General features: G+C 69.3%; 26 protein-coding genes. 11 read left to right on the top strand and 15 right to left on the bottom strand.

What is annotated here, in order from left to right; genetic code table 11:
- The first annotated feature begins 369 nt into the window (after positions 1 to 369).
- A complete protein-coding gene (locus tag WJ12_RS24345; RefSeq protein ID WP_059558683.1) occupies positions 370 to 1287 on the top strand; it encodes a metal-dependent hydrolase in 918 nt (305 codons plus the stop codon).
- 433 nt (positions 1288 to 1720) lie between these two features.
- Positions 1721 to 3202, top strand: coding sequence for a sigma-54 dependent transcriptional regulator (locus tag WJ12_RS24350; RefSeq protein ID WP_034185707.1), 1482 nt, complete (start codon positions 1721 to 1723; stop codon positions 3200 to 3202).
- Positions 3203 to 4226: 1024 nt separating this feature from the next.
- Here the strand turns inward: WJ12_RS24350 and WJ12_RS24355 are convergent.
- Positions 4227 to 5009, bottom strand: coding sequence for an ABC transporter substrate-binding protein (locus tag WJ12_RS24355; protein WP_059558436.1), 783 nt, complete (start codon positions 5007 to 5009; stop codon positions 4227 to 4229).
- A 234-nt stretch (positions 5010 to 5243) separates the two neighbouring features.
- On the opposite strand from WJ12_RS24355, the gene WJ12_RS24360 reads away from it, so the two are divergent.
- On the top strand, positions 5244 to 5663 hold the full coding sequence (locus tag WJ12_RS24360) for an MbcA/ParS/Xre antitoxin family protein (protein ID WP_049032081.1): 420 nt from the start codon (positions 5244 to 5246) through the stop codon (positions 5661 to 5663).
- Between the two features lie 2 nt (positions 5664 to 5665).
- Positions 5666 to 6361: an RES family NAD+ phosphorylase gene (locus WJ12_RS24365; protein WP_080287698.1), complete on the top strand. Its 696-nt coding sequence runs from the start codon at positions 5666 to 5668 to the stop codon at positions 6359 to 6361.
- A gap of 45 nt (positions 6362 to 6406) precedes the next feature.
- On the opposite strand, the gene WJ12_RS24370 is transcribed toward WJ12_RS24365, so the two are convergent.
- A complete protein-coding gene (locus tag WJ12_RS24370) occupies positions 6407 to 7138 on the bottom strand; it encodes a metallophosphoesterase (protein WP_034185711.1) in 732 nt (243 codons plus the stop codon).
- 137 nt (positions 7139 to 7275) lie between these two features.
- On the opposite strand from WJ12_RS24370, the gene WJ12_RS24375 reads away from it, so the two are divergent.
- Positions 7276 to 7929 carry a DUF1345 domain-containing protein gene (locus WJ12_RS24375; protein ID WP_034185712.1) on the top strand — a complete coding sequence of 218 codons (654 nt, stop codon included), beginning with the start codon at positions 7276 to 7278 and terminating at the stop codon, positions 7927 to 7929.
- Positions 7930 to 7935: 6 nt separating this feature from the next.
- Here WJ12_RS24375 and WJ12_RS24380 read toward each other — a convergent pair whose 3' ends face one another.
- Positions 7936 to 8604, bottom strand: coding sequence for a glutathione S-transferase (locus tag WJ12_RS24380; protein WP_059558434.1), 669 nt, complete (start codon positions 8602 to 8604; stop codon positions 7936 to 7938).
- An 85-nt stretch (positions 8605 to 8689) separates the two neighbouring features.
- Positions 8690 to 9397, bottom strand: coding sequence for a class I SAM-dependent methyltransferase (locus WJ12_RS24385; RefSeq protein ID WP_059558432.1), 708 nt, complete (start codon positions 9395 to 9397; stop codon positions 8690 to 8692).
- A 307-nt stretch (positions 9398 to 9704) separates the two neighbouring features.
- Between WJ12_RS24385 and WJ12_RS24390 the strand changes: the two genes are divergently transcribed.
- The gene (locus tag WJ12_RS24390; RefSeq protein ID WP_059558680.1) at positions 9705 to 11357 is read left to right on the top strand and encodes a DUF3459 domain-containing protein; all 1653 of its coding nucleotides are present in this window, start codon (positions 9705 to 9707) and stop codon (positions 11355 to 11357) included.
- A 70-nt stretch (positions 11358 to 11427) separates the two neighbouring features.
- On the opposite strand, the gene WJ12_RS24395 is transcribed toward WJ12_RS24390, so the two are convergent.
- The 5 genes from WJ12_RS24395 to WJ12_RS24415 all read right to left on the bottom strand — a co-directional run bounded on the left by WJ12_RS24395 (position 11428) and on the right by WJ12_RS24415 (position 16136).
- Positions 11428 to 12021 (bottom strand): thiamine phosphate synthase, encoded by a 594-nt coding sequence (locus tag WJ12_RS24395; RefSeq protein WP_059558676.1) that lies wholly within the window; start codon positions 12019 to 12021, stop codon positions 11428 to 11430.
- Between the two features lie 22 nt (positions 12022 to 12043).
- The gene (locus WJ12_RS24400) at positions 12044 to 13387 is read right to left on the bottom strand and encodes a hemolysin family protein (protein ID WP_034185715.1); all 1344 of its coding nucleotides are present in this window, start codon (positions 13385 to 13387) and stop codon (positions 12044 to 12046) included.
- A 76-nt stretch (positions 13388 to 13463) separates the two neighbouring features.
- Complete coding sequence (locus WJ12_RS24405; RefSeq protein ID WP_059558430.1) at positions 13464 to 14246, bottom strand: sensor histidine kinase; 783 nt, start codon at positions 14244 to 14246, stop codon at positions 13464 to 13466.
- A gap of 67 nt (positions 14247 to 14313) precedes the next feature.
- On the bottom strand, positions 14314 to 15237 hold the full coding sequence (locus WJ12_RS24410; RefSeq protein WP_059558428.1) for a DMT family transporter: 924 nt from the start codon (positions 15235 to 15237) through the stop codon (positions 14314 to 14316).
- Positions 15238 to 15278: 41 nt separating this feature from the next.
- Positions 15279 to 16136 carry a LysR family transcriptional regulator gene (locus WJ12_RS24415; protein ID WP_059558426.1) on the bottom strand — a complete coding sequence of 286 codons (858 nt, stop codon included), beginning with the start codon at positions 16134 to 16136 and terminating at the stop codon, positions 15279 to 15281.
- 116 nt (positions 16137 to 16252) lie between these two features.
- On the opposite strand from WJ12_RS24415, the gene WJ12_RS24420 reads away from it, so the two are divergent.
- The 3 genes from WJ12_RS24420 (at position 16253) to WJ12_RS24430 (ending at position 19279) form a co-directional block, all read left to right on the top strand.
- Positions 16253 to 16636: a tautomerase family protein gene (locus WJ12_RS24420; protein WP_034185719.1), complete on the top strand. Its 384-nt coding sequence runs from the start codon at positions 16253 to 16255 to the stop codon at positions 16634 to 16636.
- Positions 16637 to 16761: 125 nt separating this feature from the next.
- Positions 16762 to 18408 carry a CHAD domain-containing protein gene (locus tag WJ12_RS24425; RefSeq protein WP_059558424.1) on the top strand — a complete coding sequence of 549 codons (1647 nt, stop codon included), beginning with the start codon at positions 16762 to 16764 and terminating at the stop codon, positions 18406 to 18408.
- A 34-nt stretch (positions 18409 to 18442) separates the two neighbouring features.
- A complete protein-coding gene (locus WJ12_RS24430) occupies positions 18443 to 19279 on the top strand; it encodes a TOBE domain-containing protein (RefSeq protein ID WP_059558422.1) in 837 nt (278 codons plus the stop codon).
- Between the two features lie 166 nt (positions 19280 to 19445).
- Here the strand turns inward: WJ12_RS24430 and WJ12_RS24435 are convergent, their stop codons facing one another.
- From WJ12_RS24435 to WJ12_RS24450, 4 genes are all read right to left on the bottom strand, one after another.
- On the bottom strand, positions 19446 to 20147 hold the full coding sequence (locus WJ12_RS24435) for a sulfate/molybdate ABC transporter ATP-binding protein (RefSeq protein ID WP_034185722.1): 702 nt from the start codon (positions 20145 to 20147) through the stop codon (positions 19446 to 19448).
- A 55-nt stretch (positions 20148 to 20202) separates the two neighbouring features.
- Complete coding sequence (gene modB, locus WJ12_RS24440; RefSeq protein ID WP_034185723.1) at positions 20203 to 20880, bottom strand: molybdate ABC transporter permease subunit; 678 nt, start codon at positions 20878 to 20880, stop codon at positions 20203 to 20205.
- Between the two features lie 10 nt (positions 20881 to 20890).
- Positions 20891 to 21691, bottom strand: coding sequence for a molybdate ABC transporter substrate-binding protein (gene modA / locus WJ12_RS24445; RefSeq protein ID WP_034185724.1), 801 nt, complete (start codon positions 21689 to 21691; stop codon positions 20891 to 20893).
- A 129-nt stretch (positions 21692 to 21820) separates the two neighbouring features.
- Positions 21821 to 22519 carry a phosphatase PAP2 family protein gene (locus WJ12_RS24450; protein WP_049028951.1) on the bottom strand — a complete coding sequence of 233 codons (699 nt, stop codon included), beginning with the start codon at positions 22517 to 22519 and terminating at the stop codon, positions 21821 to 21823.
- A 259-nt stretch (positions 22520 to 22778) separates the two neighbouring features.
- Between WJ12_RS24450 and WJ12_RS24455 the strand changes: the two genes are divergently transcribed.
- Positions 22779 to 23888 (top strand): extracellular catalytic domain type 1 short-chain-length polyhydroxyalkanoate depolymerase, encoded by a 1110-nt coding sequence (locus tag WJ12_RS24455; RefSeq protein ID WP_049028950.1) that lies wholly within the window; start codon positions 22779 to 22781, stop codon positions 23886 to 23888.
- Between the two features lie 78 nt (positions 23889 to 23966).
- Positions 23967 to 24143, top strand: a complete 177-nt coding sequence (locus tag WJ12_RS24460) for a DUF3563 family protein (RefSeq protein ID WP_069245880.1) — start codon at positions 23967 to 23969, stop codon at positions 24141 to 24143.
- A 107-nt stretch (positions 24144 to 24250) separates the two neighbouring features.
- Here the strand turns inward: WJ12_RS24460 and WJ12_RS24465 are convergent, their stop codons facing one another.
- Both WJ12_RS24465 and WJ12_RS24470 read right to left on the bottom strand, forming a co-directional pair.
- Complete coding sequence (locus tag WJ12_RS24465) at positions 24251 to 24670, bottom strand: organic hydroperoxide resistance protein (protein ID WP_034185184.1); 420 nt, start codon at positions 24668 to 24670, stop codon at positions 24251 to 24253.
- 154 nt (positions 24671 to 24824) lie between these two features.
- Entirely contained in the window at positions 24825 to 25277 is a 453-nt protein-coding gene (locus WJ12_RS24470; protein WP_059558420.1) for a MarR family winged helix-turn-helix transcriptional regulator, read from the bottom strand.
- Between the last annotated feature and the right edge of the window lie 119 nt (positions 25278 to 25396).

Raw genomic sequence — 25396 nt, forward strand, 5'->3', positions numbered from 1 at the left:
TCGGCGTGGCTGCAGGGGCCGAGGTGCGTCGTGCGGCATCCGTCCGATGCCGCGAAATGCCCGCCCGACGGGGCTTTCAGGTCGCCGACAGCAGGCGCGGCCGGACGTCATGCATCGCGTGCCGGCCGGACGTCGCGTTCGAATCGCGGCTTGTCCCCACGCCGTTCGGGCGCCATTTTTTCCGCCTGTTCGACCGTGCCCTGTTTGGAAGCGCGCATCTACCGCGCGGCTTGCGCGTGTCAGTGCGGGCGGCCTATCTTTACATTTGTCGATGTCAAGATTTTGGCGGTGCGGGACGCGCCGCCCGGGCCTGCGCCGGCCGCGTCGGATGACGCGCCGCGCCGCGCCGGAACCAGGAGAACCATGAACATGAAGTCAGCCGCTTCCGCCACCGCAGCCGGGATCATGCCGGTGCGCCGCGACCTGCGCTTCGACCTGCCGGTCGAACGCGCGAAGGACTGGCATGGCCTCGGGTCGCAAGTGACCCATTTCTTCAACGCGCTGTCGCTGCTGTTTCCGGCCGGCGAGCGCTTCTTCATGGATTCGGTGCGCAACTACCGCGACCGGATCGACGATCCCGTGCTGAAGCAGCAGGTGCTCGGTTTCATCGGCCAGGAGGCGATGCACACGCGCGAGCACATCGAATACAACGAACTGATGCAGGCGAACCGCCTGCCCGCGCGCAAGCTCGACAAGCGCGTCTGGACGGTGCTGGCCTTCATGAAGCGCAAGCTGCCGCACTCGGTGCAGCTCGCGCATACGGTTGCGGCGGAGCACTACACGGCGATGCTCGCCGACTGGCTGCTGCGCGACCCGACGCGCCTGGATGGCTCGGTCGAAGGCTACCGCCAGATGTGGATCTGGCATGCGCTCGAGGAAACCGAGCACAAGGCCGTGTCGTTCGATGTGTGGAATACCGTGATGAAGCCGGGGCCGCGCCGCTATCTGATCCGCATCGGCGTGTATCTGCTGACGACGCTCACGTTCTGGCCGACCGTGTTCCTGATGCACGCGACGCTGCTGTGGCGCGATCGCGGCGCCGGTCATCACGTGCGCGGCATGCTGCGGATGATCGCGTTCCTGTACGGGCCGCGCCGCGGCCTGTTCCCGCGCATCGCGGGCGAATGGCTGAGCTTTTTCCGGCCGGGCTTCCATCCGTGGGATCACGACAACCATCACCATCTCGCGCGCGTCGACGCGCTCGCCGCCACCTACGGCGAACCGGCCGGCGCGCCCGCCGGGCGCGGCCGCGCGAACGCGCCGGCATCGCTCGCGTCGGGCCGCTGACACGACCCGCCGCGCGGCGCATGTTGCGTTCCTGCATCAACCGGCTTCCTATGACGATTGACCGAAGTCAACGGGAACCGGTTGCGCGGGCGCATGCGTGGCCGGCCGGCCGCTTTCGCCTACCCGTGCCGGCCTGCCGATCCGGTCTGCACGGCATCGCACGCAAACGCCGTGCGCCAGCACCGGCGCGGCTCGGCGCCCGGCGCGCCCGCCTGTTTCGGGGTCTCGCCGCGCGCGCCACCGGGATAACACCCATCTAGTCGCCCGCCTGCCGCATCGATATACCGTTCATGACGGCGCCCACCTCGCGCGCGATTCGTGCGCGGGGGGATTTTATTCGGACGGAAATGCGGCCAATATGTCGGTTCAATCGTGGTCCGTCGGAGACGGCGGCGAGCCGGCGCACGATACCAACGCCAAGCGGGGAACAACGATGGTTGCAAGGTCACCCGACGCAAACGGGCAGGCGGCGCCCGAGATGACGGATGTAGCCGTCACCGCTCCCGAGGCCGGACGCAAGCTGTTCGCGATCATGCGGACGCCCGACGAGCCGCTGCTGGCGCAACTGCGCGGGCTCGGCTGGGAGATCGCGGTCGCGAAGACGGCCGGCGCCGCGCAGAACATGACCTCCGGCATGAGCGTCGCGGCCGGGCTGGTCGATTTCACGGGCTTCACGTCGCGCGACTATCCGGCGCTGAAAGCGTGCCTGAGCCAGCCGGCGATCGGCTGGATATCCATCGCGCAGGCCGGCATCACGATCAGCCCTGCCGTGCGCGAACTGATCCGCAGCTATTGTTTCGACTACGTCACGCTGCCGCTGCCCTACGAGTGGATTTCGCACGTGCTCGGTCATGCGCGCGGGATGGCCGCGCTCGATCGCGTCGATGGCGCGGCCTACGCGGCGTCGATCGGCGAACACGGGATGATCGGCAACTGCGAGGCGATGCAGCAGCTGTTCAGCACGATCCGCAAGGTCGCGAAGACCGATGCGAGCGTGTTCATCTCGGGCGAGTCGGGCACCGGCAAGGAGTTGACGGCGCTCGCGATTCACGAGCGCTCCGGCCGCGGCAAGGGGCCATTCGTCGCGATCAATTGCGGTGCGATTCCGCATCACCTGCTGCAGTCGGAGCTGTTCGGCTACGAGCGCGGCGCATTCACCGGCGCGAACCAGCGGCGCGCGGGCCGGATCGAATCGGCGAACGGCGGCACGCTGTTTCTCGACGAGATCGGCGACATGCCGGTCGAGAGCCAGGCAAGCCTGCTGCGCTTCCTGCAGGAAGGGAAGATCGAGCGGCTCGGCGGGCAGGAATCGATCGCGGTCGACGTGCGGATCATCTCGGCCACGCACGTGGATCTCGACGGTGCGGTCGAGGCCGGGCGCTTCCGCGCGGATCTCTATCACCGGCTGTGCGTGCTGCGCATCCACGAGCCGCCGCTGCGCGCGCGCGGCAAGGACATCGATATCCTCGCGCACTACGTGCTGCAGAAATTCAAGTCCGACAGCGGTCGCAAGATCAGCGGCTTCACATCGGCCGCGCTCGATGCGATGCGTCGCTACGAATGGCCCGGCAATGTGCGCGAGCTGATCAACCGCGTGCGGCGCGCGATCGTGATGGCCGAGAGCCGGCTGCTGACGCCGCACGATCTCGGGCTCGACACACCCGGCGAAACCGAGCCCGTGACGCTCGAACAGGCGAGGGCGCTCGCCGAGCGCACCGCGATCGAGAATGCGCTGCTGCGCAACGATCACCGGATCAACAAGGCTGCGGCCGAACTCGGCATCTCGCGCGTGACGCTCTACCGGATGATGATCGAGCACGGGCTGAACGATCACGACAACAACGGCGGAAACGGCGACAACGGCGGGCACGACGGCGCGCCGTCCGGCGACGCGGGGCATCAGCGGGTCGGCTGAGGCCGGCGCCGGTGCCGCACGCACGTAGCGATTGTCGCGTGCCGCCGGGCGATCGTCCGTTCGGCACTTGCCGATTCGTCCCGCCGACGGGCATGTAAAGCGCATGAAACATTTCGCCTCGGCAACCGGGCGAATTCTCGCGGGAAACCGGGCTGAACGGGCCGGCACGTGTCGGTAAAAACGCCGCGCTCCATTGTTCAGCCTTATCCCGCAAGGGTGGGCCGCGACCGGTCCGACGCGTGCCGCGCGCCGCATGTTTCAGATTCGCAACTTCCGCCCATCCGCCCCCGTTCCGGTTGCCTGTCGGCCGCGCCAAACCCTTGCCCGGACAGGCGCGCGCGCGGCTGGCCCGCTCCTTGCGAAGAGTGTCGTGCGACAGTCGACGACGCGAGGTCCGGCCGGTTCCAGCGGCCTGGACGCACTCCGCGGGGATGCGGCGGCGGAGCGCGGCACGGCAGCCGCGTTCCGGCGGGCACGGAACGTCTTCGGCCGATCGTCGGGGCACCGGCAGGGTCCGGTTGCCGGAATAAACATCACACTGCAAACGGGGTAGAAAAATGAACGATCGCCACACGCCGCGGCCGGCAGGCCGCGATCGCAGTGATGCGGGGCATCGCCGGTCGAACGTCGCACTTGCAGCCGGCCGGCATGCGTCGACAGGCCATCTCTCCGCGCCCGGGGCGAGGCGGATCCGGCTGGTTGCCGGTCATCCGCGCCGGGTCGGTACTTTCCTGCACGCCAACCCGAGTCGCATGGGCATGTGCGCACGGGCGCCGATACCGCGGCGCCCGATCTTCGCCTATTGATTCGCGCAGCACCGCATCCGTTCGCGTGGCCGGTCGTTCCTTGGTCAATCGATCTGCAATCCGAACGATGTGCGAGGTGACGCGCCGCGTGCGCGACGCAAGACGAGCAGCATTCGATGCAACGGCGAGCCGTGCGGTGCCGTTGCCATCCGGTTAAAGGGGAGGGGCGGTCGGACGCGCGCGACGGGAAGTGGTACCCGTACGCGCGCGACGCCGTTTCAGCCGCCGTAGATGTCGAAGTCGAAGTACTTCGACGCGAGCCGCTTGTAGGTGCCGTCCTTGACCATGTCGGTGATCGCGCGATCGATCTTCGCCTTCAGGTCGGTGTCTTCCTTGCGCAGCCCGATGCCGGCGCCGATGCCGAGCACTTTCTCGTCGACGAGTTCGGGCCCGACGAACGTGTAGTTCGCGCCGCGCGGCGATTTCAGGAACCCGATCGCGGCCTGCACTTCATCCTGGAGCGCCGCGTCGAGGCGGCCCGACGTCAGGTCCGCGTACACGCCGTCCTGGTTCTGGTACGACACGACGTTCGCGCCTTGCTTGCCCCAGTACGCCTTCGCATACGTCTCCTGCGTCGTGCCCTGCTCGACGCCGATCGACTTGCCCTTCAGCGATTCGGCCGTCGGCAGCAGCGGCGAGCCCTTCTTCACGACGAGCCGGGTCGGCTGGTTGTAGATCTTGGTCGTGAAGCCGATCTGCTCCGCGCGCTGCGGCGTGATCGACATCGACGACAGCACCGCGTCGAACTTCTTCGCCTTCAGCGCCGGAATCATCCCGTCGAAATCGTTCTCGAGCCACACGCACTTTGCCTTCAGGCGCGCGCAGATCTCGTTGCCGAGGTCGATGTCGAAGCCGACGAGCTTGCCGTCGGGCGCCTTCGACTCGAACGGCGCATAGCTGGCGTCGGTGCCGAAGCGGATCGTGGTCCAGTCCTTCGCGACGGCGGGGCCTGCGGATACCGCGAGCAGGGCGATCGAAACAGCGGCAATCAGTCTCTTCATGGTGCGTTCCTTGGCGGGTGCTTCCGGGTTCTGTGCGACACGGTTCTTACGGATACGGGCCGCGTCCGGGCGCGGTGTCCGCACGGCCATTAACGCAGAAAATAAAATAAGAGTCCAGAATGGACAAAAAATATCGTTTGGTCTCAAACCATCGCCGGTCGACGGGTGTCGACCCTTGCAAAAATACGAAAATGGACTAATCTTGTTAGTAAATTCGTTTCGAGACTAACGATCATGTCACAGCCCGCCTACGATTCGCATTCCGCCCCGCCGCAGGCCTCGGTCGCGCAGATGTCGGCGGCCGGCCTGCGTGCGTTTTTCAACATCGCGCGCGACTGGGAACTGACGATCGACGAGCAGATCGTGCTGCTCGGATCGCCCGGCCGTTCGACGTTCTTCAAGTGGAAGGCCGCGCCGGAATCGGCGAGGCTGCCGCGCGACACGCTCGAGCGACTGTCGCTGCTGCTCGGCATCTACAAGGCGCTGCAGATCCTGTTGCCGCAGCCCGCCGCGGCCGACGCATGGGTCAAGCGGCCCAACGACGCGGCGCCGTTCGGCGGCAAGCGCGCACTCGACCGGATGCTCGCCGGCAACGTCGGCGATCTGGTCGCCGTCCGGCAATATCTCGACGCGATGCGAGGTGGCTGGGCGTGACGATGCCGATCGAGACACAACAATGGCCCACGACCACGGTCGACTGGGTGCCTGCCTACCGAGTCATCCCCACCCGTTTCCCGGCGATCAACCTGTTCGACCGCGTGGCATCGGCGGACGATTTCGACGCGCTGTACGCGCTCGAATCGCTGACCAACGACCGCATCCGCAACGAAATCGGCGCACTCGATCTCGTGCCGCCCGCCGAGCGCCGCTACGGGCTGGGCTGGGGGCCGATCATGGCCGCCTTCACGCACCTGAATCCGCAGGGCAGCCGCTTTTCCGACGGCAGCTACGGCGTGTTCTACTGCACCCGTTCACGCGACACGGCGATCGCCGAAACGCGCTACCACAGCGCGCTGTTCCTGGCCGCGACGAAGGAACCGCCGATGCGCCAGCAGATGCGGCTCTACACGGTGATCGCGCAAGGCAGCGTGGTCGACGTGCGCACGTGGCCGCAGCGCGATCCGGCCTTGCTGCATCCGCTCGACTACGGCGCGGGGCAGGCGTTCGGCCGCGCGGTGCGCAACGCGGGCGGTGCGGGGATCGTCTATCCGTCGGTGCGCGACCCGCGCGGCGAATGCCTGGCCGCGTTTCGCACCGCGCTGCTGCGCGATTGCCATCACGCGGCCTATCTCGAATACAACTGGAACGGCTCGGTTGTCGACGCGGTGTTCGAGCTGAACCAGGTCGGCTAGCGTTCGCCGTTTCGCGAGCCGTTCCGGCACGAAGGCGCGAACGCGTTACGGCAACGGCCAGTCGCCCGCATGGCGCTCGCGCGCCTCGGCCTGCGTCATCGACCACGTGCCGCCGGTACGCGGCTCGGCGAGCGTGAGCCGACCGGACGGTGCGAACGCACCCGTGTCGATGAACCATTGCGCACCGATCCGCTGCGGCGCACGCACGGGCGTATGCCCGGTGCAGGTCAGCGACAGCCCCGCCTGCCGCGCCGGATCGGCGAGCCCCTGGACGAGATCGCGGCCCCAGATCAACCGCTCGCGCACGTCGTGCGAGTAGCTGCCGGCATCGAGGTCGGCGTCCGAGCCGAAGAATTCCGCATGCAGCACGTTGAAGCGCCCGGGGCCGTCGCCGATCACGCGCACCAGCGGCAGCGCGTCGACGCGCGCCGCATGCGCGTGCAGCCGCTCCGGCGGCAGGTCGGCGCCCCAGTCGCCGCCGATTCCGCGCCACGCATCGGGCGACAGCTTGCCGCGCGACACGAGGCTCAACACTTCCTCGTGGTTGCCGCGCACGACATGGCACCACGGGCGGTCGAGCAGGTCGAGCGCGGTTTCGGAGGCCGGGCCGCGATCGACCAGGTCGCCGACCGAGAACAGGCGGTCGCGGGCCGGATCGAAGCGGATGTCGTGCAGCAGCGCGCGCAGCACGTCCACGCACCCGTGCAGGTCGCCGACGACGAAGTCGCGGCCGGCGGCGTTCGCGGGGTGGCAGCAGAGGGGGGCGGTGGCGGTCATCCCCTCATCTTAGGCGCTCCTGCCCATCGCCACGTCACGAGGGAATGGCGATAATCGGGGCGCGGCACCCGCCCGAGGCGCAGCGGGCCGTCCCGCGCGCCGTTCGAATCCTTTCCATCCGCTTTCGGAATCACACGATGACGCTTTATCCGCAGGTATTACGGAACCGGCCGCGCATGGTCGCGGCATTCGTCGCAGGCGTGCTGTGCGCGGTGCTGCTGCCGTTTGCGCTGCGCCCGGCCGTGCGTGCGCTGATCGGCTGGGATTGCGCGATCTGGCTGTATCTCGTGCTGATGTGGGTGCGCATGGTCACCGCGCACCATCACAAGGTGCGCGAAGTCGCGATCCGCGAAGACGAAAACGCGACGACCGTGCTGACCGTCGTGTGCTCCGCGACCGTCGCGAGCGTCGCCGCGATCGCGATCGAACTGGCCACGGCCAAGAGCGTGGGCTTCAGCGCGGGGCTCAGTCACTACGCGATCACGGCTGCGACGCTGTTCGGCGCGTGGTTCCTGATTCCGACGATCTTCACGCTGCACTACGCGCGGCTCTATTACGGTTCGCCGGGCAACGATCGCGCGCTGCGCTTTCCGGACCGCAACCCCGAGCCCGATTACTGGGATTTTCTGTATTTCGCGTTCACGATCGCGGTCGCGTCGCAAACGGCCGACGTGTCGCTCGCGAACCGTTCCGCGCGGCGCTCGGTGCTCGCGCAGTCGATCCTGTCGTTCTACTTCAACATGGCCGTGCTCGGGCTGTCGATCAACGTCGCGGCCGGCCTGCTGAGCTGACGCCGCTTACTTGAGCAGGTCGTACGGGCCGCCGCGCTCCAGCGCCCGCTGGTACGCCGGCCGTGCGTGGATCGCGTCGAGGAAGCGCGCGATCGCGGGATACCGGTTGCCGCCGCCGCGTGCGGTCGCGGCTTCGAGCGGGAAGCTCATCTGGATGTCGGCCGCGCTGAAGCTGTCGCCGACGAACCAGCCGGTGCGTTGCAGCGCGCCGTCGACATGGCCGAGATGCCGCGCGATCTGCGGATCGACGAAGCCCGACTGCAGCGTGTCGGCGATCTTGCGTGCGATCGGCCGCGCGAAGAACGGCATCGGTGCCTGGGCGATCCGCAAGGCGACGAGCTTGAGCAGCAGCGGCGGCATCGCCGACCCTTCCGCGTAGTGCAGCCAGTACGTGTAGTCGTGCCGCTCGGGCGTGCCGGGTGGCGGCGCGAGACGCCCTTTGCCGTAGCGTTCGGCGAGGTACTCGATGATCGCACCCGATTCGGCGAACGTGCGGCCGTCGTCGGTGACGACCGGCGACTTGCCGAGCGGATGGATCGCGCGCAGTTCGGGCGGCGCGAGCATCGTTTTCGGATCGCGCGCGTAGCGCACGATTTCGTACGGTACATCCAGTTCTTCGAGCAGCCAGAGCACGCGCTGCGAGCGCGAGTTGTTCAGGTGATGGACGGTGAGCATGTCGAGGCCGGAAGGGGACGGAACCGACATCATACCCAGCGCGCGCGGCACGCACGCGCATCCGGTCGCACGCCGTGCCGAACCGCTATGCGCGCCGCACAGCGACCCACGCGCCCCAGAACAGGCTCGCGAAAAAGCGCAGCGGCGCATCGAAGCCCGCATCGCGCAGCAGGTCGAACACGGCTTCTTCGGTGGCCGGCGGATCGGCGCCCTGCAGGATCTTCGCGAGTTGCACGCGCACGGCGTCGGGCGTGGCGCCCTTCATGCGCCAGCGCTGCTGCCACGCGTCGAGCAGGCGAGGGTGGTCCGCGTAGCGGCGATGGTTGCCGGCGAGCACGAGCGGCGCGCCGGGTTTCAGGCGCCGCGCGATCGCGTGCAGCAACGCGGCCTTCGCCGCATCCCCCGGCACGTGATGCAGCACGCCGATCAGCGTGGCGCCGTCGAATGCGGGGGCATCGGGCAGCGCATCGACGCCGTCCTCGACGAATGCCGTGCGCGACCCGAAGCCCGCGGCCTCGACGTTCGAACGCGCAAGCGCCAGCATCGGCGCGGACGGGTCGACGGCCGTGAATTGCCAGCCCGGTTCGAGCGCGGCGGCCACGCAGATTTCCTGGCCCGTGCCGCCCGCGCCCGCGACGAGGATCCGCGCATCGGTCGCCCCGATCGTCGACGCGAGCATGCAGGCGGTGAGTTCGTGACACGCATCGTAGCCGGCGAGCGCGATGCGCGATTGCGCGGCATAGTCCTGCGCGCGCGAGGGATCGAATTTCGCGGCACTGGCGGGAAGCGACATGGCGGGCTCCTGGGGTCGAGGGCGGACGACGGGTCCGCGAGCATGACGTGGAGCGTAGGGGCGCGCGGCCCGCGCAACAAGGCGGGCAGACATTCCGGTACGCCGACTACCCGGCTTGCGGGCCCAGGCCCGCCAGCCCGTTTTCGCAGGGTCGATTCGCATTTAAAAATGTCTGATCAGCGTATATCGCGATGGCGAATCCGGCGCATACTCGGTGCTCTCCCCCCGCCTGGCCGTCGCATGCCGGGCCCCGATGCGCCGCGCCACGGGCGCGGCCATGCCGCTCGGCACGCACGAGGAGCGCATGATGTCCGATTGTCCGCACGATCCGTACGCGCAGCACTACATTCATTGCTTGCCGTTTGGCGCCCAGCCCTGTGGCGCGCTCTGCGCGACACCGCGCACGCATTTCCGCGTGTGGGCGCCGGGCAGTACGCAGGTTCAACTCGAACTCGATTCCGGCTCCGACCCGACGCTCGTGCCGATGGCGGCCGCCGGCCCGCACTGGTTCGAGGTCTTCGCCGACTGCGGTGCGGGTACGCGTTACCGCTATCGCCTCGACGATGCCGTGTCGATTCCCGATCCCGCGTCGCGCTCGCAACCCGACGGGCTCAACGGCCCGAGCGAGGTCGTCGATCCGCGCGCGTTCACGTGGCGCAACACGTTCTGGCGCGGGCGTGCATGGGAAGACATCGCGCTCTACGCGATCCGGCCGCATGCGGTGGGCGGTTTCGACGGCGTGCGCCGCCGCCTGCCGCGGCTCGCGCGGCTCGGCGTGACCGCGCTGGAGCTGCTCGCGTCGCCGCACGACAGCCTGCCGTTCGCGCCGCTCGCGGCCGAAGGCGGCCCCGACGCGCTGAAGGCGCTGATCGACGACGCGCACGGCTACGGGCTCGCGGTGCTGCTGGAACTCGACTACGCGCGCTTCGGCAGCGGCACCGATGCGCTGCGCCACTACGCTGCGCCGTTCTTCCATACGCGCGACGATCCGCTGCAGGCCGCGCCGCTGGCGCTCGATCATCCGGAAGTCTGCGATTTCTTCTGCGACAACGCGCTGTACTGGATCGACGAATACCGTTGCGACGGGCTGCGCCTGCGCGAGGCCGACCGGATCGGCGTGTCGTGGCTGCGCGAGATCGCGGACCGCGTGCGCGCGGCCGTGCCGGCCGACCGGCTCATCCATCTCGTGCTCGGCAGCGAGCGGCATCCCGCGCACCTCGCCGATACCCATTTCGATGCGCAGTGGAACGGCTGCGGCGAACGCGCGCTGCACCGTCTGACGGGGCGCGATACGTCGGCCCACGAAGGCATTTCCGCGCGCCAGTCGATCCACACGCTCGCGCGTGCGCTGACCGCGGCCGGCGCGGCGTTCCAGCCGGCCGCGTCGGGAGAGGGCATCGCGGCCGACAGCGGGCTGGCGCTGACGTCGCTCGTGTTGTCCGATGGCGCGTGGCGCGACGGCGGCCCGGGCGACCCCGCGCAGGCGTCCGGCCTCGCGGCGCTCGCGCTGTCGCTGCTCACGCCGCAGATCCCGCTGATCTTCGATGAAACCGCGCGCGACGCCGATCGTGCGCATGTCGTGCAGTCGGCGCTCGCGGTGCGCGCGAAGCTGATCGCGCCGCGGTTGTCCGATTGCCGGCCGCAGGACGCGCATGCGCTGAAGGCGGACGGCGACGGCGATGCCGACGCGCTGCTCGCGTCGTGGCGGCTCGCCGACGACGAGACGCTGACGATCGCATTGAACCTGTCGCCCGACGCGGTGCGGTTCGACGCGCCGCGAGGGCGCGTCGTGTTCGAGACGCCGGCACGTGCGCGCGACCGCATCGATGAAGGGGAGTTGCCGCCGTATTCGCTCGTTGCGTGGCTCACGGGCGACGTCAACCACTATGCGCTGACGCACGACGCGCGGCGTATCGACGACGGTTCGTGGCGCGGCATGCGTCCGAACCTGAACGCATGAGCGGATGACGGCGTGAGGGTTGGAAGGCCGGGCGCATGCGCACCCGGCTGCGCGGCGGGCGATCCCGGACTTACCAGAACCCGCGAATGCCCGCGATGCCGTAGGCGCCGTGGCGGCGCGCGTCGTCGAGATGCGCGCGCGTCATCCCGCCGAGCGCGAAAACGGGCATCGTGGCCTGCGCGGCCAGCGCATCGAACCGCGCCCAGCCGAGCGTTGCCGCGCCGGGGTGGCTGAGCGTCGGCAACACCGGCGACAGCGTGACGAAATCCGCGCCGATGCGGGCGGCCAGCAGCAGATCGTCGAGCGTGTGACAGGCGGCGGACACCCGCCGCTCGGCCAGCAGCGGCCGCTGCGCGGCGGCGCGCAACGCGGTGCCGTCGAGATGCCAGCCGGCGCCGTCGAGCCGCATCACGCCGGCTGCATCGATCGGCCCGTTGAGCATCAGCTGCGCGCCGGCGGCGTCGCAGCGCGCGAGCGCCGCGGCGGCGAGTGGCGCGAACGCGGCCGCATCGAGCGACTTCACGCGCAGTTGCACGAGCGTTTCGCCGCGCGCGAGCACGGCCGACAGCCGGTCGAGGAACGTCGCGCAATCGGCCGCCGACGCGGACGCCGGTTCCGGCGTGATCACGCAGCAGCGCGGCAGCGGCGCGGCCGTGCCGTTCATCGCGTGCGGCACTGTAGGGCCGTCATTCGTCGGCCTCTTTCGCGACCTTCGGATAGACGCGCACGAGCACGATGCGCGGCCCGTTCATCTTCTTCACGACCACGTCGAAGCGGTCGAACGACACGCGTTGCCCTTCGGTCGGCAGGTCGCTCAACGCCTGGATCACGAGGCCGCCGACCGATTCCGCGCGGCCTTCGTCGATATCGATGCCGAGCGCCTGCTCGAGCGACACGACGGGCAGGCTGCCCTTGCCCATCAGCGTGCCGTCGTCGAGGCGGCTCCAGTCGGCATCGCCCTGGCGGAACTCGTCGTGGATCTGGCCGACCAGCGCGCCGAGCAGGTTGTCGAGCGTCAGGAAGCCGATCGGCTTCTCGCCCTTGTTGCCGACCAGCGCGAAGTGCGGCGCGCCCTTGCGGAAGCGGCGGAACAGGTCGAGCGCCGGCGTGTCGGGCCGCACGTACTGCACGGGGCGCACGTAGTCGGACAGGTCTTCGAGCGCGGCGCCGGCATGACGCGCGAGCAGCAGGTCCTTCAGGTGGATCAGCCCGCTCACCTGTTCGCGCGACGCATCCTCGAACAGCGGATAGCGGCTGAAGCGGTGCCGCGCGACGATCTCCATGTTGTCGGGCAGCGGCAGGTCGCGCCGCAGGCCGATCATTTCATGGGCCGGCCGCATCAGGTCCGACACGGTCATCGACGAGAAATCGAGCGAATGCGCGAGCGTGTTCCACTCGTCGTCGCTGTACGTGCCGCGCGCCGGTTGGGCGGCATTGCCGGCCGTGCTGCGGCGGCTGCGCAGGATCAGCTTCAGCTCGTCGGTCGAGTAGTGCGCGTCGCTGCCGTGGTCGGCCGACAGCCCGGCGAGCCGCAGCACCGCGTTGGCGCTGGAGTTGAGCACCCAGATCGCCGGATACATCGCCCAGTAGAACGCATACAGCGGCAGCGCGACCCACAGGCCGACCTTCTCGGACTGGCGGATCGCCATCGATTTCGGCGCAAGTTCGCCGACGACGATATGCAGGAACGAGATCAGCGAGAACGCGAATATCAGCGAGATCAGGTGCACGACGCGTTCGGACTGCACGCCGATCAGGTCGAGCACCGGGGCGAGCAGTTGCGCGAACGCCGGTTCGCCGACCCAGCCGAGGCCGAGCGACGCGAGCGTGATGCCGAGCTGGCACGCGGAAAGGTACGCGTCGAGGCGGCCGTGCACGATGCCGAGGATGCGGCCGCGCAGGCCGTGCTTGCGGGCCAGTGTCTTGACGCGCGTGGCGCGCAGTTTGACGAGGCCGAATTCGGCCGCGACGAAGAACCCGTTGAGGGCCACCAGGAACAACGCGCCGATGAGCGCGAAGATCTGTAACAAAGAATCGCTCCGGTTATGACAGGCCCATCAGTATAGAGCCGGAAAGGAATTTGTAATGTACTGGACGGCCGAATACTTACACCGGCGCCTCGCAGGGGACGGAGAAGGTGAGGGTGGCCGCCGCACCGTCGGCGAACGCGGTATGCGAGAACGTGCCGCCGTGCGCGAGCGCGACGCGCTGGCACAGCGCGAGGGTCCATGCGACCCGCTTCGCGTCGCGCTCGCGCAGCATCTCGCGCCGGGCAAACGCCTCGAACGCGTGCGGTTGCGCGGGATCGGCGAGGGCGGCGGCATTCACGGTGCAGGCGGCGCGCGCGGTGAACCGGGCGCCGTCGCGCGCGCATTCGAACGTCACGCGTGAGCCGGCGGCGCTGGCTTCGACGGCGGTCGTCAGCATCGTCCACAGCGCCTGCGCGATGCGCTCGCGGTCGGCGGACAGCGACGGCGCGCCGTCGTCCGGCAGCGTCGCGTCGAGCGCGACCTGCCGCGCGTCGGCGAGCGCCGCGCGCACGAGCGCGAGCGTGTCGTCGAGCAGCGCGCGCAGCGCGAACGGCCGCGGCTCGAGGGCGAGCGTGCGGGTTTCCGCGCGCGGCGCGTCGAGCACGTCGTCGATCAGCGCAACCTGCTGGTCGATGCCCGTGCGGATGCCCGCGAGCGCGCGCTGCAGGTTTGGATCGGCATTGGCGAGCTGGCGCTCGAGCACGTACGCCCAGCTGTGCATCGCGTTGAGCGGGCTGCGCAGGTCATGCGACGCGGTGGAGAGCGCCTGATCGCGCAGGAACAGCGCCGCCTGGGCGGCGTAATGCGCTGCGCGTTCGCGCAGCAGGTCGGCGGCGGGATCGACGGAAGTGGACGTCACGGAGCTGGCCTGTCGGAAACGGTTGGCGTGGAAGTCACGCGAATCGCCATTATAGGGACGGTGCGTGTCACGCCGGCAGCGCGTCCTCGTCCTTTTTCCGGGCGTCGCCGTTCGGCAGCAACTGGCAGGCGAGCAGGCCGGCCAGCATCAGCGCGCAGCCGACGAGCGCGCGCAGCGTCAGCGTTTCGCCGAGCGCGGCCCAGCCGGCGAGCGCCGCGAACACGCCTTCCATGCTGAAGATCACGGCCGCGTGCGCGGGCGCCGCGTCGCGCTGCGCGACGACCTGCAGCGTATAACCGACGCCGACCGACAGCAGCCCGCCGTACAGCAGCGTCGGCAGCGCGCCGCGCAGCATCGCGACGCTGACCGGCTCGACGGCGACGCCGACCGCGAGGCACGCGATGCCGCACACGAGGAACTGCAGGAACGCGAGCACGAGCGGATCGTGCCGTTTCGCGAGATGGCCGACGGCCATCACGTGCGCGGCGATGATGACGGCGCCCGCAAGCTGGAACCAGTCGCCGTAGAGCACCGAGAAATGCTCGTCGATGCTGAGGAAATACAGGCCGATCGCCGCGAGCAGCGCGCCGAACCACGTGCCCGCGCCGATCCGGTGGCGCGCGAACACGCCCATCAGCGGCACGATCACGACGTACAGCGAGCTGATGAAGCCGGCGTTGGCGATTCGCGTGTATTGCAGGCCGAATTGCTGCAGCGAGATCGATACCGCCAGCAGCCCGCCGAGCACGACGCCCGGCAGCAGCAACGCCGGTTCGCGGCGGATCGCCGCGCACTGCGCGCGCGACGCCGCGTTGAGCATCAGCAGCGGCACCAGCACCAGCGCGCCGAGCAGGAAGCGCAGCCCGGTGAACAGGAACGGCCCGATCACGTCGAGGCTCAGCCGCTGCGCGACGAAAGCCGAGCCCCAGATCGCGGCGGCGGCGAGCATCAGCAGGTTGGCGCGGAGGTGCTGGCGGGCTTCGGGCTTCATCGGAATTCTTCTGGAGATTGCGGACGGCGAAACCCGCTAGTTTACGCCGAGATTGCAAGGCTGTCGGCGAACCGGCGCAGCGCGGCCGCGGCCCGGGCGTCGCGTACGCGCGAATACAGCACGACCTGCGATTGCGGCAGCGGCGGCAGCCCGAATTTCGCGCCGACGTCGACCAGCGTGCGCGGTGCGACGCGCCGCGCGAGCGGGCAGACGGCGAGCCCGGCCGCGGCCGCCGCCGTGACCGCCGCGACGCCGCCGCCGATGAAGCGTTCGCGCCACGGCCGCGCCGCACGGTCGAGCGCGCGCAGCGCGGCGGCCCGCACGCCGCACGGGCCGGCCAGCACCGCGAGCGGTAGCGGCTCGCCCGCGCGCGGCGTCCAGTCCGGTGCGGCGAGCCAGGCCAGCGGTTCGGTGAACAGCAGCGTGCCGTCTTCGCGCGGCGGATCCTCGCCCGGCTCGTGCCGCACGATCGCCGCGTCGAGCCGGCGTTCGTCGTATTGCGCGAGCAGGTTCGTCGACGTCCCGAGATGCATTTCCAGCGACAGCCCGGGGTCCTGCCGGTGCAGGCTCGTGAGCACCGCCGGCAGGTCGGGCACCGCGACGTGCTCGCTGACGCCGAGCGACAGGCGATACGTGCCGGCCGAGATCGCGCCGAGCGCGTGCTCGTGCGCGTCGAGCAACGCGCGGGCGGCCGGCAGGAAGTTCTCGCCGTCGGCCGCCAGCTTGACGACGCGCGGCGTGCGCGCCAGCAGCGGCTTGCCGAGATGGGCCTCCAGGCGCTTCAGCTTCAGGCTGACGGCCGATTGCGTGGTGCCGAGCGCATCGGCGGCGCGCGTGAAGCTGGCGAGATCGGCGACCAGTACGAACGCACGGACCGCATCGAGATCGAGTACTTTCATTTCAAGTGTAAATGAATGAAATATCCGTCAATGACTGTTCATTATAGTTCGGCGCACCTAACCTGATGCCGTGTTTCCGTTTCTTCCACGTCAACTTCACCGACAGGAGCAGGACCATGCCATTCACCCGTATCGCCGTACGCGAAGGCAAACCGGCCGCCTACCGCGCGGCGCTCGTCGACGGCGTGCATCGCGCGCTGATGCAGACCTTCAACGTGCCCGAGGACGACATCTTCATGGTCGTGACCGAGCATGCGGCCGAGAACTTCGTGTACGGCCGCCATTACCTCGACATCGAGCGCAGCGACGATCTCGTGATGATCCAGATCACCGCGAACAACACGCGCACCCTCGAGCAGAAGCGGGCGCTGTACCGGACGATCGCGGAGAACCTCTCGCAGCAGCCCGGCGTGCGCCAGCAGGACGTATTCATCAGTCTCGTCGAGGTGCTGAAGGAGGACTGGTCGTTCGGCAACGGCCTCGCGCAATACGCCGTTTGATATCCGACAGGCGACAGGGCCAGATCGCCGCCGGCACGATTTGACGGCGTGTACTATGGAAGCTGCTTCACGGGCGACGCCGGCGGGGTCGATGCGCCGGCGATTCTTCTTGTGCAGGAGCCTTCATGTCGCGTGTGCTGGAAATCGTGTTGTCGCTGTCGCTGGAAGGGTGGCCGGTCAAGCCCGCGGGTCGCGCCCGCGGCACGCAGCGCGACTTCGGCGCCGAGCTCGTGCGCGCGTGGCGGATCTGCCCGCAGGTGCGGATGCGGCGGGGTCATGAACGCGTGACGATCGAGCCGTGCCAGATCGAGGAGGCCGAGGCGAGCCCCGGCGCAAGCTGGTGGACCTGGGTCGAATCGAACGCGCACGGCAGGCGTGTCGTCGCGTCGCGCACGAAGGCGTTCGCGCCCGGCGTCACCGCGCGCGAACTGTTCGATGCGGAGCATGCGGGCATCGTCGTTGCGATGCCGCTGCCGGTATCCGTGACGACGACCGCAGCCGATGCCGACGCACCGACGGGCGAAGTCGACGGCGTCGCGCCTGACGCCGCCGCGCTCCCGGCGGCGGGCGAGCAGCCCGATGCGCCGGCGCTGCGCCTCGTCAGCGAACGGCGGCGCGGGCGGTGGGCCGACGACGGCGGCGTCGTGGTCGAGATGACGCTCGACGACATCACGCTGTCCGGCGGCGGCGCGCCGCCGCGCCGCTACGTCGAGTTGCGGCTTGCCGCACCCGACTGGGAAACCGTCGCCGCGCGCACGGCCGCGCTGCACGCGTTGTTTGCCGCGGCGCGCGAGCTGAGCGGCGCGTGGCCCGCCTTCGTGCAACTGACGAGCGTGATCGACCGCGCCTGCGCGGGCGGCCCGGTGGCCGGCGGGCTGGTCAAGGCGCAACCGGTCGACCTGACCGGCATCCGCACGCAACGCGCCGCGCTGTTCGCGCTGTCCGGCGACATCACCGCGCAGTGGCTCGGCAACGAGGGCGGCGTGCTCGAGCGCGACGATCCCGAATTCGTCCACCAGATGCGCGTCGCGCTGCGCCGCCTGCGCACGCTGATGCGCTTCTTCCCGCGTTTTGCCGACCGCCAGTGGCGCGACACGCTCGGCGTCGACCTGCGCTGGCTCGCCGGGCTGCTCGGCACGGTGCGCGACTGGGACGTGTTTTCGACCGAAAGCCTGCCCGCGCTGATCGCGGCCGACGGCGGCGACGGCGACTGGGACGGCACGCTCGACGCGGCACGCGCGCAGTCGACGACCGCGCGTGTCGAGCTGCGTCAGGCGCTGCATTCGGCCCGCTACGCGCGGCTGACGCTCGGCTGGCTCGAATGGCTGAGCACGCTCGCGCTGCCGGCAGCCGAGGGCGGCGACGCGCCGCCGCTGCGGCGGCATGCGGCCAAGCGCGTGCGCCGGCTGTTCGGCCATCTCTACGCGTCGCCGTCGCTCACGTCGCTCGATACGGCCGCGCGCCACCAGGTGCGGATCGATGCGAAGCGGCTGCGCTATGCGCTCGAATTCTTCGCGTCGCTGGCGTCGCGCCGCACGCGCAGCGAGACGGTCAAGACGCTCACGCGCGTGCAGAGCGTGCTCGGTGAAGCGAACGACGCGATGGTCGCGCTGCATCACCTCGAGCAACTGGGCGCGCCGCCATACCAGCTCGGTTTCGTGCGCGGCTACGGCGCGGCGCTCGAACAGCGCGCGGCGCGCGACGCCGAGGCGCTGCTGGCCGGCCTGCGGCCGCCGAAGCTCGACGGCAAGCCGGGCCGAGCGGCGCGCTGACTATAATGACCGCCCGTTTCCCATACGCCGCCCGATGACCGACGCACCGCACGCTTCCCCATCCGCCGAACCGCTCGAACTGGGCGGCGAGCTGTGGCTGCGCGCCGGCGAGCAGACGCTCGGCGGCGCAACGCGCATCGCGCTGCTCGCGGCGATCGGCGATACCGGATCGATCACGCGCGCGGCGAAGGCCGTCGGTCTCAGCTACAAGGCCGCGTGGGATGCGGTCGACACGATGAACAATCTCGCCGGCGAACCGCTCGTCGCCCGTTCGACGGGCGGCAAGGGCGGCGGCGGCACGACGCTGACGCCGCGCGCGACGTCGCTGATCGCCGCGTTCCGCACGATCGAGCGCGAGCATCGCCGCTTCATCGAGGCCGCGAGCGCGGCCGTCGCCGGGTTCGACGTCGACTGGGCGCTGATCGGCCGGATCGGGATGAAGACCAGCGCGCGCAACCAGCTGTTCGGCAAGGTCGCGTCGATCGTGCGCGGCACGGTCAACGACGAGGTGACGCTCACGCTGCCCGGCGGGCAGTCGGTCGTTGCCGTGCTCACGCACGAAAGCGCCGAGGCGCTCGGCCTGCGCGAAGGCGCGGAGGCCTGCGCGCTGGTGAAGGCGTCATGGGTCGTGCTGGCGGTGGACGATGGCGGGCCCGACCTGAAGGTGTCCGCGCGCAACCAGCTCAGGGGGCGCGTGGAAGCCGTCGTGGCGGGTGCGGTGAACAGCGAGGTGACGCTGGCGCTCGACGGTGGCGGGACGCTGACGGCGGTCGTCACCCACGACAGCGTCGCGGCGCTGCAACTCGACGTGGGCCGGCCGGCGATCGCGCTGTTCAAGGCGTCGAGCGTGATTCTCGCGGTGACGGGCTGACGCAGCGGCTCGGGCGGCGCGCGTCGAAGATCGCGCGACGGACGGGGCGAAGCCGGCATCGCACGGCACGTGCACGGCACCGACTTCGTTTCCGTTTTCAGCCGGTGCCGCGCCGCGAGTTTCTCTCAGGCGCCCACCCGCGTGCCGCGACCACGGCCTCGCGCGCTCAGCTGACGCGCGTCGGCCACCCGGCGTGCGGCGGGGCCGCCTGCACGCGTCCTTCGCTCAACTGCACGACCTGGTCGCCGAATGCGGCGACGTCGTCGGGGTCGTGCGAGATCAGCACCATCGGGATATCGAGCCGCGCCTGCAGCTCGGCGAGCTCGTGGCGCATGCGCTGGCGCATCGCGCCGTCGAGCGCCGCGAACGGCTCGTCGAGCAGCAGGATCCGCGGCTGCGCGACCAGCGCGCGCGCCAGCGCGACGCGCTGCTTCTGCCCGCCCGACAGCTGCGACGGATACTGCCCCGCGAGCGTTTCCAGGTCGAACGCGCGCAGCCAGTACGCGACCTCGGGCGGCACCGTCTTCGCGCGCGGATTGCGCAGCCCCGACGTGAGCCCGAACGCGATGTTCTGGCGCACGTTCAGATGCGGAAACAGCGCGTAGTCCTGGAACAGGTAGGCGACGCGGCGGTCGCGGGTCGGCACGTCGATGCGGCGCGCGGCGTCGAACAGCGCCTCGCCGTTCAGCGTGATCGCGCCTTCGTCGGGCGACAGCAGTCCGGCGATCGCCTGCAGCGTCATGCTCTTGCCCGCGCCGGACGGCCCGAACAGCACGACGCGCTGCGTCGTCGCGGTGAACGACACGTCGAGCGTGAAGCGGCGCTCGGCGTTTGCGTAGGTCTTGCGGATGTCGACGACGAGGCTCATGCGGGCCTCCGCCGCAACGATCGGGCCGCGGAGCGAGACGGACGGCGCATGCGCTTCATGTCGGCTGGCTCCGTCGGGCGCGCGACGGCACGAGCCAGCCGGTCGCGAGCAGCACGAGCATGCAGGTGATCGACGTCACGAGCACGAGGAAGTTGGCCGTGTGGTCGTCGCCGGCCTGCACGGCCGCGTAGATGGCGACCGACAGCGTCTGCGTGCGGCCGGGCAGGTTGCCCGCGATCATCAGCGTCGCGCCGAACTCGCCGAGCGCGCGTGCGAACGCGAGCAGCGCGCCCGCGAGAATGCCGCGCGTGGCAAGCGGCAGCGTCACGCGGAAGAACACCGCGACCTCGCCGAGCCCGAGCGTGCGCGCGGCGCGCTCGAGATGCGGATCGACACCCTCGAACGCGGCGCGTGCCGACTTCAGGATCAGCGGAAACGCGACGACCATCGACGCGATCACCGCGCCTTGCCACGTGAAGACCAGCTCGATGCCGAGATCGTCGAGCCACGCGCCGAACACGCCGCGCCGGCCGAGCAGCACGAGCAGGTAATAGCCGAGTACCGTCGGCGGCAGCACGAGCGGCAGCGTCAGGATGGAATCGACGACATCGCGCAGCGGCGAGCGCCAGCGCGCGAGCACGAACGCGGCCGCGACGCCGAGCACGATGTCGAGCGCGGTTGCCCAGCCGGCAACCTTCAGCGACAGCAGCAGCGGTACCCAGGCGTCTTGCATCGCGCGCCGCTCACTTGCCCGCGGGCTTGAAGCCGAACGTCGACAGCACGGCCTGGCCCTGCGGCGACGCGACGAAGTCGATGAACGACTGCGCCTGCGCGGCGTGCCGGCTGTCCTTCACCACGGCGATCGGGTAGGTGATGGCCGTCCGGGTCGGCACCGTCAGCGCGACCTTCACGCGGCCCGGCATGATCGCGGCGTCCGTGCCGAACACGAAGCCCGCGTCGACCTCGCCGCGCGCGACGTAGTCGAGGCTCTGGCGCACGTTGGCGGCCAGTACGCCCTTCGCGCTGACGGCGTCCCACACGCCGGCCGCGCGCAACGCGCCTTCGGTGTAGCGGCCGACCGGCACCGATGCCGGGTCGCCGTACGCGATGCGCTTCACGCCGGGGGCCGTCAGGTCGTTCAGCGACGCCGGTGCCGCCGTGCGGCTGTCCGCCGGCACGATCAGCACGAGCGAGTTCGCCGCGAAATCGCGGCGCGTGCCGGGCGCGATCACCTTTTCGTCCACCGCGCGATCCATCGCCTTCTGGTCGGCCGACGCAAACACGTCGGCCGGCGCCCCCTTGGCGATCTGCTGCATCAACACGTCCGACGCGCCGAAGTTGAACAGCACCTTGGTGTCCGGGTGCTGCTTCTCGTACGCCTCGCCGACGGCCTTGAATGCATTCGTCAGGCTGGCGGCCGCCGATACGACCAGTTCGTCGGCGGCGGAAGCGGGCGCGCTGAACGCGATGCCGGCGGCGGCAAGCGTGGCGATCGGCAGCAGGCGGAGCAGGGTGCGGCGAAGCGGACGGACGGTCGGGCGCATGGCGGATTCGTTTTTGAATGGGTGGAAACCGTAATCGTAATATAGGGCGGGTTATAACGCTCGACATACCGCTCATGCGACGGCGCGCATGAAATGGTCAGACCTGGAACGGGGCGGCCGGGCGGCCCGTCACGTGCGCAGCGCGTGCGCCGACGATTCGGTGCGCTGCAGCGACGACGGCTGCGACGCGGGATGGTAGTTCGGGTTGGCCTTCCAGCGCGCGCGGACGAACGGGCGCTCGTGGCCGGACAGTTGCAGCGCGACCTTGGTGACCCAGCGATGCGACGGCACCGTGATGCCGTGCAGCGCGACGGTGACGATCGCGAGGCTCGCGACGACCGCCGGCACGGACCAGCGGTGCGGCACCGCGCGCCACGAGCCGGCAACGAACGCGAGCGCGGCGATCGCGCCGACGATGCAGCCGGTGATCGATTCGGACGGCGAATGCGCGTCGAGTGCGACGCGCGACACGCCGACCGCGATGCCGGCCGCGAGCCCGAGTGCGATGCCGGCGATTCGCACCGGCGTGCGCGTGCGGATCAGCGCGAGGAAGATCGCGACCGGATACACCGACGTCGACAGCATCGCGTGGCCGCTGAACCCCGTGAAATCCCACGCGCGGATGCCGATGCCCCAGCCGAGGAACGCGATTTTCGTGAGCGCCACCACGCCGATCGCGGCCGCCAGCACGGCGAGCCATGCGGCCGCGCGCCGCCACGAGTAACCGAGCGCCAGCCAGACGGCGATCGTGATCGCGAGCGGCAAGGTCAGGCCGGCGCCGCCGAACGCGGTGATCATGATCCACAGGTGAGACGACAGGTCGAACATCGGGAAGGGGACGGACGAAGGCGGGGAGAATGCTTAAATCAACGCGCGAGCCTGGAAGAACGACTACAACGGATACAAGCGGCGAAACCCCAGTATAGCGCCGCGTGTGCATGCGGCCCGTTTTTTGCGCCGCCGGGAACGACACGCATGCAGGAAAAATCCTGGAAACAATGTTATGGTGCATTGCACAAAGTCGAACGATGCATCCGTTGCGGCGCCTTCATGGTGCCCCTATTTTTCCTGACTGCGAGCCCGATCGATGACCAAAAGTCTGACCAAGGTGTGGCTGGGCGGCATGAAACGCATGCTCTCTCCGGCCGCGAAGCGCGCGGCGCGCGATGCACAGCGCATCACACGCGACGCACTCGAGGCTGCGGCTTCTCCCGCCGCATCCGATCTGTCCCCGCCACGCGAATCGCGCGTGCGCCCGCGTGCCGCCGCATGGGCGGCGGGCGAGTGGACGCGCGGCGAATACCCGATGGCGCCCGCGCTCGGGCGCCTCGTCCAGCATCTCGCGTACGGCCTGTATGTGCCGCCCGGCCGCCGGCGCGGCGCGATGCCGCTCGTCGTGATGCTGCACGGCTGCCAGCAGTCCGTCGACGAATTCGTGCAGGGCACGCGGATGAACCTGCTGGCCGACAAGCACGGTTTCGCGGTGCTGTATCCGGAGCAGTCGCTGCGGGCGCACGCGCACGGCTGCTGGCACTGGTATGAAGATACCGACCGCGCGGGCCGCGGCGAGGCGAACGCGGTGGCGTCGCTGGTCGATGCGCTCGTCGACGAACACGGTTTCGATGCGTCGCGCGTCTACGTGGCGGGGCTGTCGGCCGGCGCGGGGCTCGCGTCGCTTCTTGCGCTGCACCATCCGGACCGCTTCGCGGCGGTGGCGCTGCACTCGGGCCCCGCGCTCGGCGAGGCGAATTCCGGCATCACGGCGATGGACGTGATGCGGCGCGGCCTGCGGCAGAACCCGGCCGCGGTGATCGACGCCCTGGTCGATGTGGCCGCGTATCCCGGCATGCCCGCCCTGATCGTCCAGGGCGACGGCGATCACGTCGTCGCGCCGAAGAACGCCGACCAGCTGACGGTGCAGTTCATGCGCCTGAACGGGCTGGCCGATGCCCGCGGCGCACTGCGCGGCGGCGAGCGCGTCGAGACGCGCGAAGCAGGCGCGCAGATCACCGACGTCTGCCGCGACGGCGAGCCGGTCGTGCGGCTTTGTCACGTAAAAGGGCTCGATCATGCGTGGGCCGGCGGCGACGAAGCCGTGGCGTTTCATGCGGCGGTCGGCCCCGATGCGAGCGCGATGATCTGGGCTTTTTTCGAGGCGAATCAACGGACTGTGGCGACCGAACGACGCATCGTCTAAGCAACGCTGGCCAAAGCCTAGGGTTTTCCCTATAATCCGGGAAAACCCTAGTCCAAGACCATTGAAAGCGAGATCGCCATGTACCTGCTGAGCCACCTCTTCCTGATGCTGACCAAGAACGCCGAAAAGGCCGCGAAAGAGCGCGCCGACGCGTACCTGGCCGACGCCACCGACATCTACGATCTCGAATTCCGCATGCGCAAGATCGATCGCGAAGCGGCGATGAATCGCCCGTACTCGATCGGCTCGCGCTAAGCAGCGCAGGCAGGCACGCTGGCCTGCCGTTTCGACGAATCGCGCAAAAGGGCGCGTGCGGCAAGTGGCCGCACGCGCCCTTTTTGCGTGGGCGGTCCTGCGTCGCGTCAGACGACCGTCAGGCGCACCGGCACGTTGTTGCGCGTGGCGTTCGAATACGGGCACACGTGGTGGGCCTTTTCGACCAGCGCCTGCGCGTCGGCCTTGTCGAGACCGGGCAGCGATACGCGCAGCTCGATGTCGAGCCCGAAGCCGCCGGCGTCGTTCGGGCCGATGCCCACTTCCGCCGTGACCTGCGTATCGGCCGGCAGCGCCTGCTTGTTCTGGCCGGCGACGAATTTCATCGCACTCAGGAAACAGGCCGAGTAACCTGCGGCAAACAGCTGCTCCGGATTCGTGCCTTCCGCACCCGTGCCGCCGAGTTCACGCGGCGCGGCCAGCTTCACTTCCAGCTTGTTGTCGGCGGAAACCGCGCGGCCGTCGCGGCCGCCCGTGCTCGTGGCGCTGGTCTTGTACAGAATGTTCATCGTGCAGCTCCTTGTCGGGAAAAGAGGAAAAGCGGTCCGGTCAAACGGGATGTCGCCGGCCACGCACAAAATATAGAACACTAATCATTAGTGTGCAAATGAAATTTGCAAGAAAAACCCGGCAGCACCGGGCCGGTCGGTCGGCGCGCGCGTATCAGCGTTCGTTGGCGGCCGACAGCGCGTCGCGCAACTGCTGGAGGTCGGCGCGCAGCCGGATTAGGAATTCGGGCGTCTGCTGCATGGCGCAAAAGAGATCGGCGGGCACCGAGCGTGCGCGATCCTTCAGTGCGCGGCCCTGCGGCGTGACGCGCACGTTCACGACGCGTTCGTCGGCTGCGCTGCGCACGCGTTCGATGTAACCGAGCGCCTCCAGCCGCTTGAGCAGCGGCGTGACGGTCGCCGGGTCGAGATCGAGCCGCGCGGCGATGTCCTTCACCGCGATGTCGTCGCGTTCCCACAGCACGAGCATCGCCAGATATTGGGGATAGGTCAGCGACAGCTTGTCGAGCAGCGGCTTGTACGCCTTCGTCATCGCGTGCGAAGTCGAGTACAGCGCGAAGCACAGTTGCTCGTCGAGCGTCTGGGGCAGGGCGGGTAGGCGGTCCATGAGTCGAAGGGCGCGGTAGACGCGCAAACAATTTGTACACAAATTATTTTGCGCGCAAAAAATCGCATTGAACAGGGGGGCGCCCGGCCAGGGTTTGCCGGTAGTGGAGGCGGGAAAGG

It is taken from the genome of Burkholderia seminalis (genome assembly GCF_001718535.1).
Lineage (GTDB): Bacteria > Pseudomonadota > Gammaproteobacteria > Burkholderiales > Burkholderiaceae > Burkholderia > Burkholderia seminalis.

Coding starts and splice junctions, on each gene's coding strand:
- WJ12_RS24365 (WP_080287698.1), top strand. CDS start 5,666: ATGCCGATCGAGACACAACAATGGCCCACGACCACGGTCGACTGGGTG.
- WJ12_RS24430 (WP_059558422.1), top strand. CDS start 18,443: ATGACCGACGCACCGCACGCTTCCCCATCCGCCGAACCGCTCGAACTG.
- WJ12_RS24425 (WP_059558424.1), top strand. CDS start 16,762: ATGTCGCGTGTGCTGGAAATCGTGTTGTCGCTGTCGCTGGAAGGGTGG.
- WJ12_RS24380 (WP_059558434.1), bottom strand. CDS start 8,604: ATGCTCACCGTCCATCACCTGAACAACTCGCGCTCGCAGCGCGTGCTC.
- WJ12_RS24355 (WP_059558436.1), bottom strand. CDS start 5,009: ATGAAGAGACTGATTGCCGCTGTTTCGATCGCCCTGCTCGCGGTATCC.
- WJ12_RS24470 (WP_059558420.1), bottom strand. CDS start 25,277: ATGGACCGCCTACCCGCCCTGCCCCAGACGCTCGACGAGCAACTGTGC.
- WJ12_RS24390 (WP_059558680.1), top strand. CDS start 9,705: ATGTCCGATTGTCCGCACGATCCGTACGCGCAGCACTACATTCATTGC.
- WJ12_RS24435 (WP_034185722.1), bottom strand. CDS start 20,147: ATGAGCCTCGTCGTCGACATCCGCAAGACCTACGCAAACGCCGAGCGC.
- WJ12_RS24410 (WP_059558428.1), bottom strand. CDS start 15,237: ATGAAGCCCGAAGCCCGCCAGCACCTCCGCGCCAACCTGCTGATGCTC.
- WJ12_RS24415 (WP_059558426.1), bottom strand. CDS start 16,136: ATGAAAGTACTCGATCTCGATGCGGTCCGTGCGTTCGTACTGGTCGCC.
- WJ12_RS24345 (WP_059558683.1), top strand. CDS start 370: ATGAAGTCAGCCGCTTCCGCCACCGCAGCCGGGATCATGCCGGTGCGC.
- WJ12_RS24360 (WP_049032081.1), top strand. CDS start 5,244: ATGTCACAGCCCGCCTACGATTCGCATTCCGCCCCGCCGCAGGCCTCG.
- modB (WP_034185723.1), bottom strand. CDS start 20,880: ATGCAAGACGCCTGGGTACCGCTGCTGCTGTCGCTGAAGGTTGCCGGC.
- WJ12_RS24455 (WP_049028950.1), top strand. CDS start 22,779: ATGACCAAAAGTCTGACCAAGGTGTGGCTGGGCGGCATGAAACGCATG.
- modA (WP_034185724.1), bottom strand. CDS start 21,691: ATGCGCCCGACCGTCCGTCCGCTTCGCCGCACCCTGCTCCGCCTGCTG.
- WJ12_RS24420 (WP_034185719.1), top strand. CDS start 16,253: ATGCCATTCACCCGTATCGCCGTACGCGAAGGCAAACCGGCCGCCTAC.
- WJ12_RS24395 (WP_059558676.1), bottom strand. CDS start 12,021: ATGAACGGCACGGCCGCGCCGCTGCCGCGCTGCTGCGTGATCACGCCG.
- WJ12_RS24450 (WP_049028951.1), bottom strand. CDS start 22,519: ATGTTCGACCTGTCGTCTCACCTGTGGATCATGATCACCGCGTTCGGC.
- WJ12_RS24385 (WP_059558432.1), bottom strand. CDS start 9,397: ATGTCGCTTCCCGCCAGTGCCGCGAAATTCGATCCCTCGCGCGCGCAG.
- WJ12_RS24465 (WP_034185184.1), bottom strand. CDS start 24,670: ATGAACATTCTGTACAAGACCAGCGCCACGAGCACGGGCGGCCGCGAC.
- WJ12_RS24375 (WP_034185712.1), top strand. CDS start 7,276: ATGACGCTTTATCCGCAGGTATTACGGAACCGGCCGCGCATGGTCGCG.
- WJ12_RS24370 (WP_034185711.1), bottom strand. CDS start 7,138: ATGACCGCCACCGCCCCCCTCTGCTGCCACCCCGCGAACGCCGCCGGC.
- WJ12_RS24350 (WP_034185707.1), top strand. CDS start 1,721: ATGGTTGCAAGGTCACCCGACGCAAACGGGCAGGCGGCGCCCGAGATG.
- WJ12_RS24460 (WP_069245880.1), top strand. CDS start 23,967: ATGTACCTGCTGAGCCACCTCTTCCTGATGCTGACCAAGAACGCCGAA.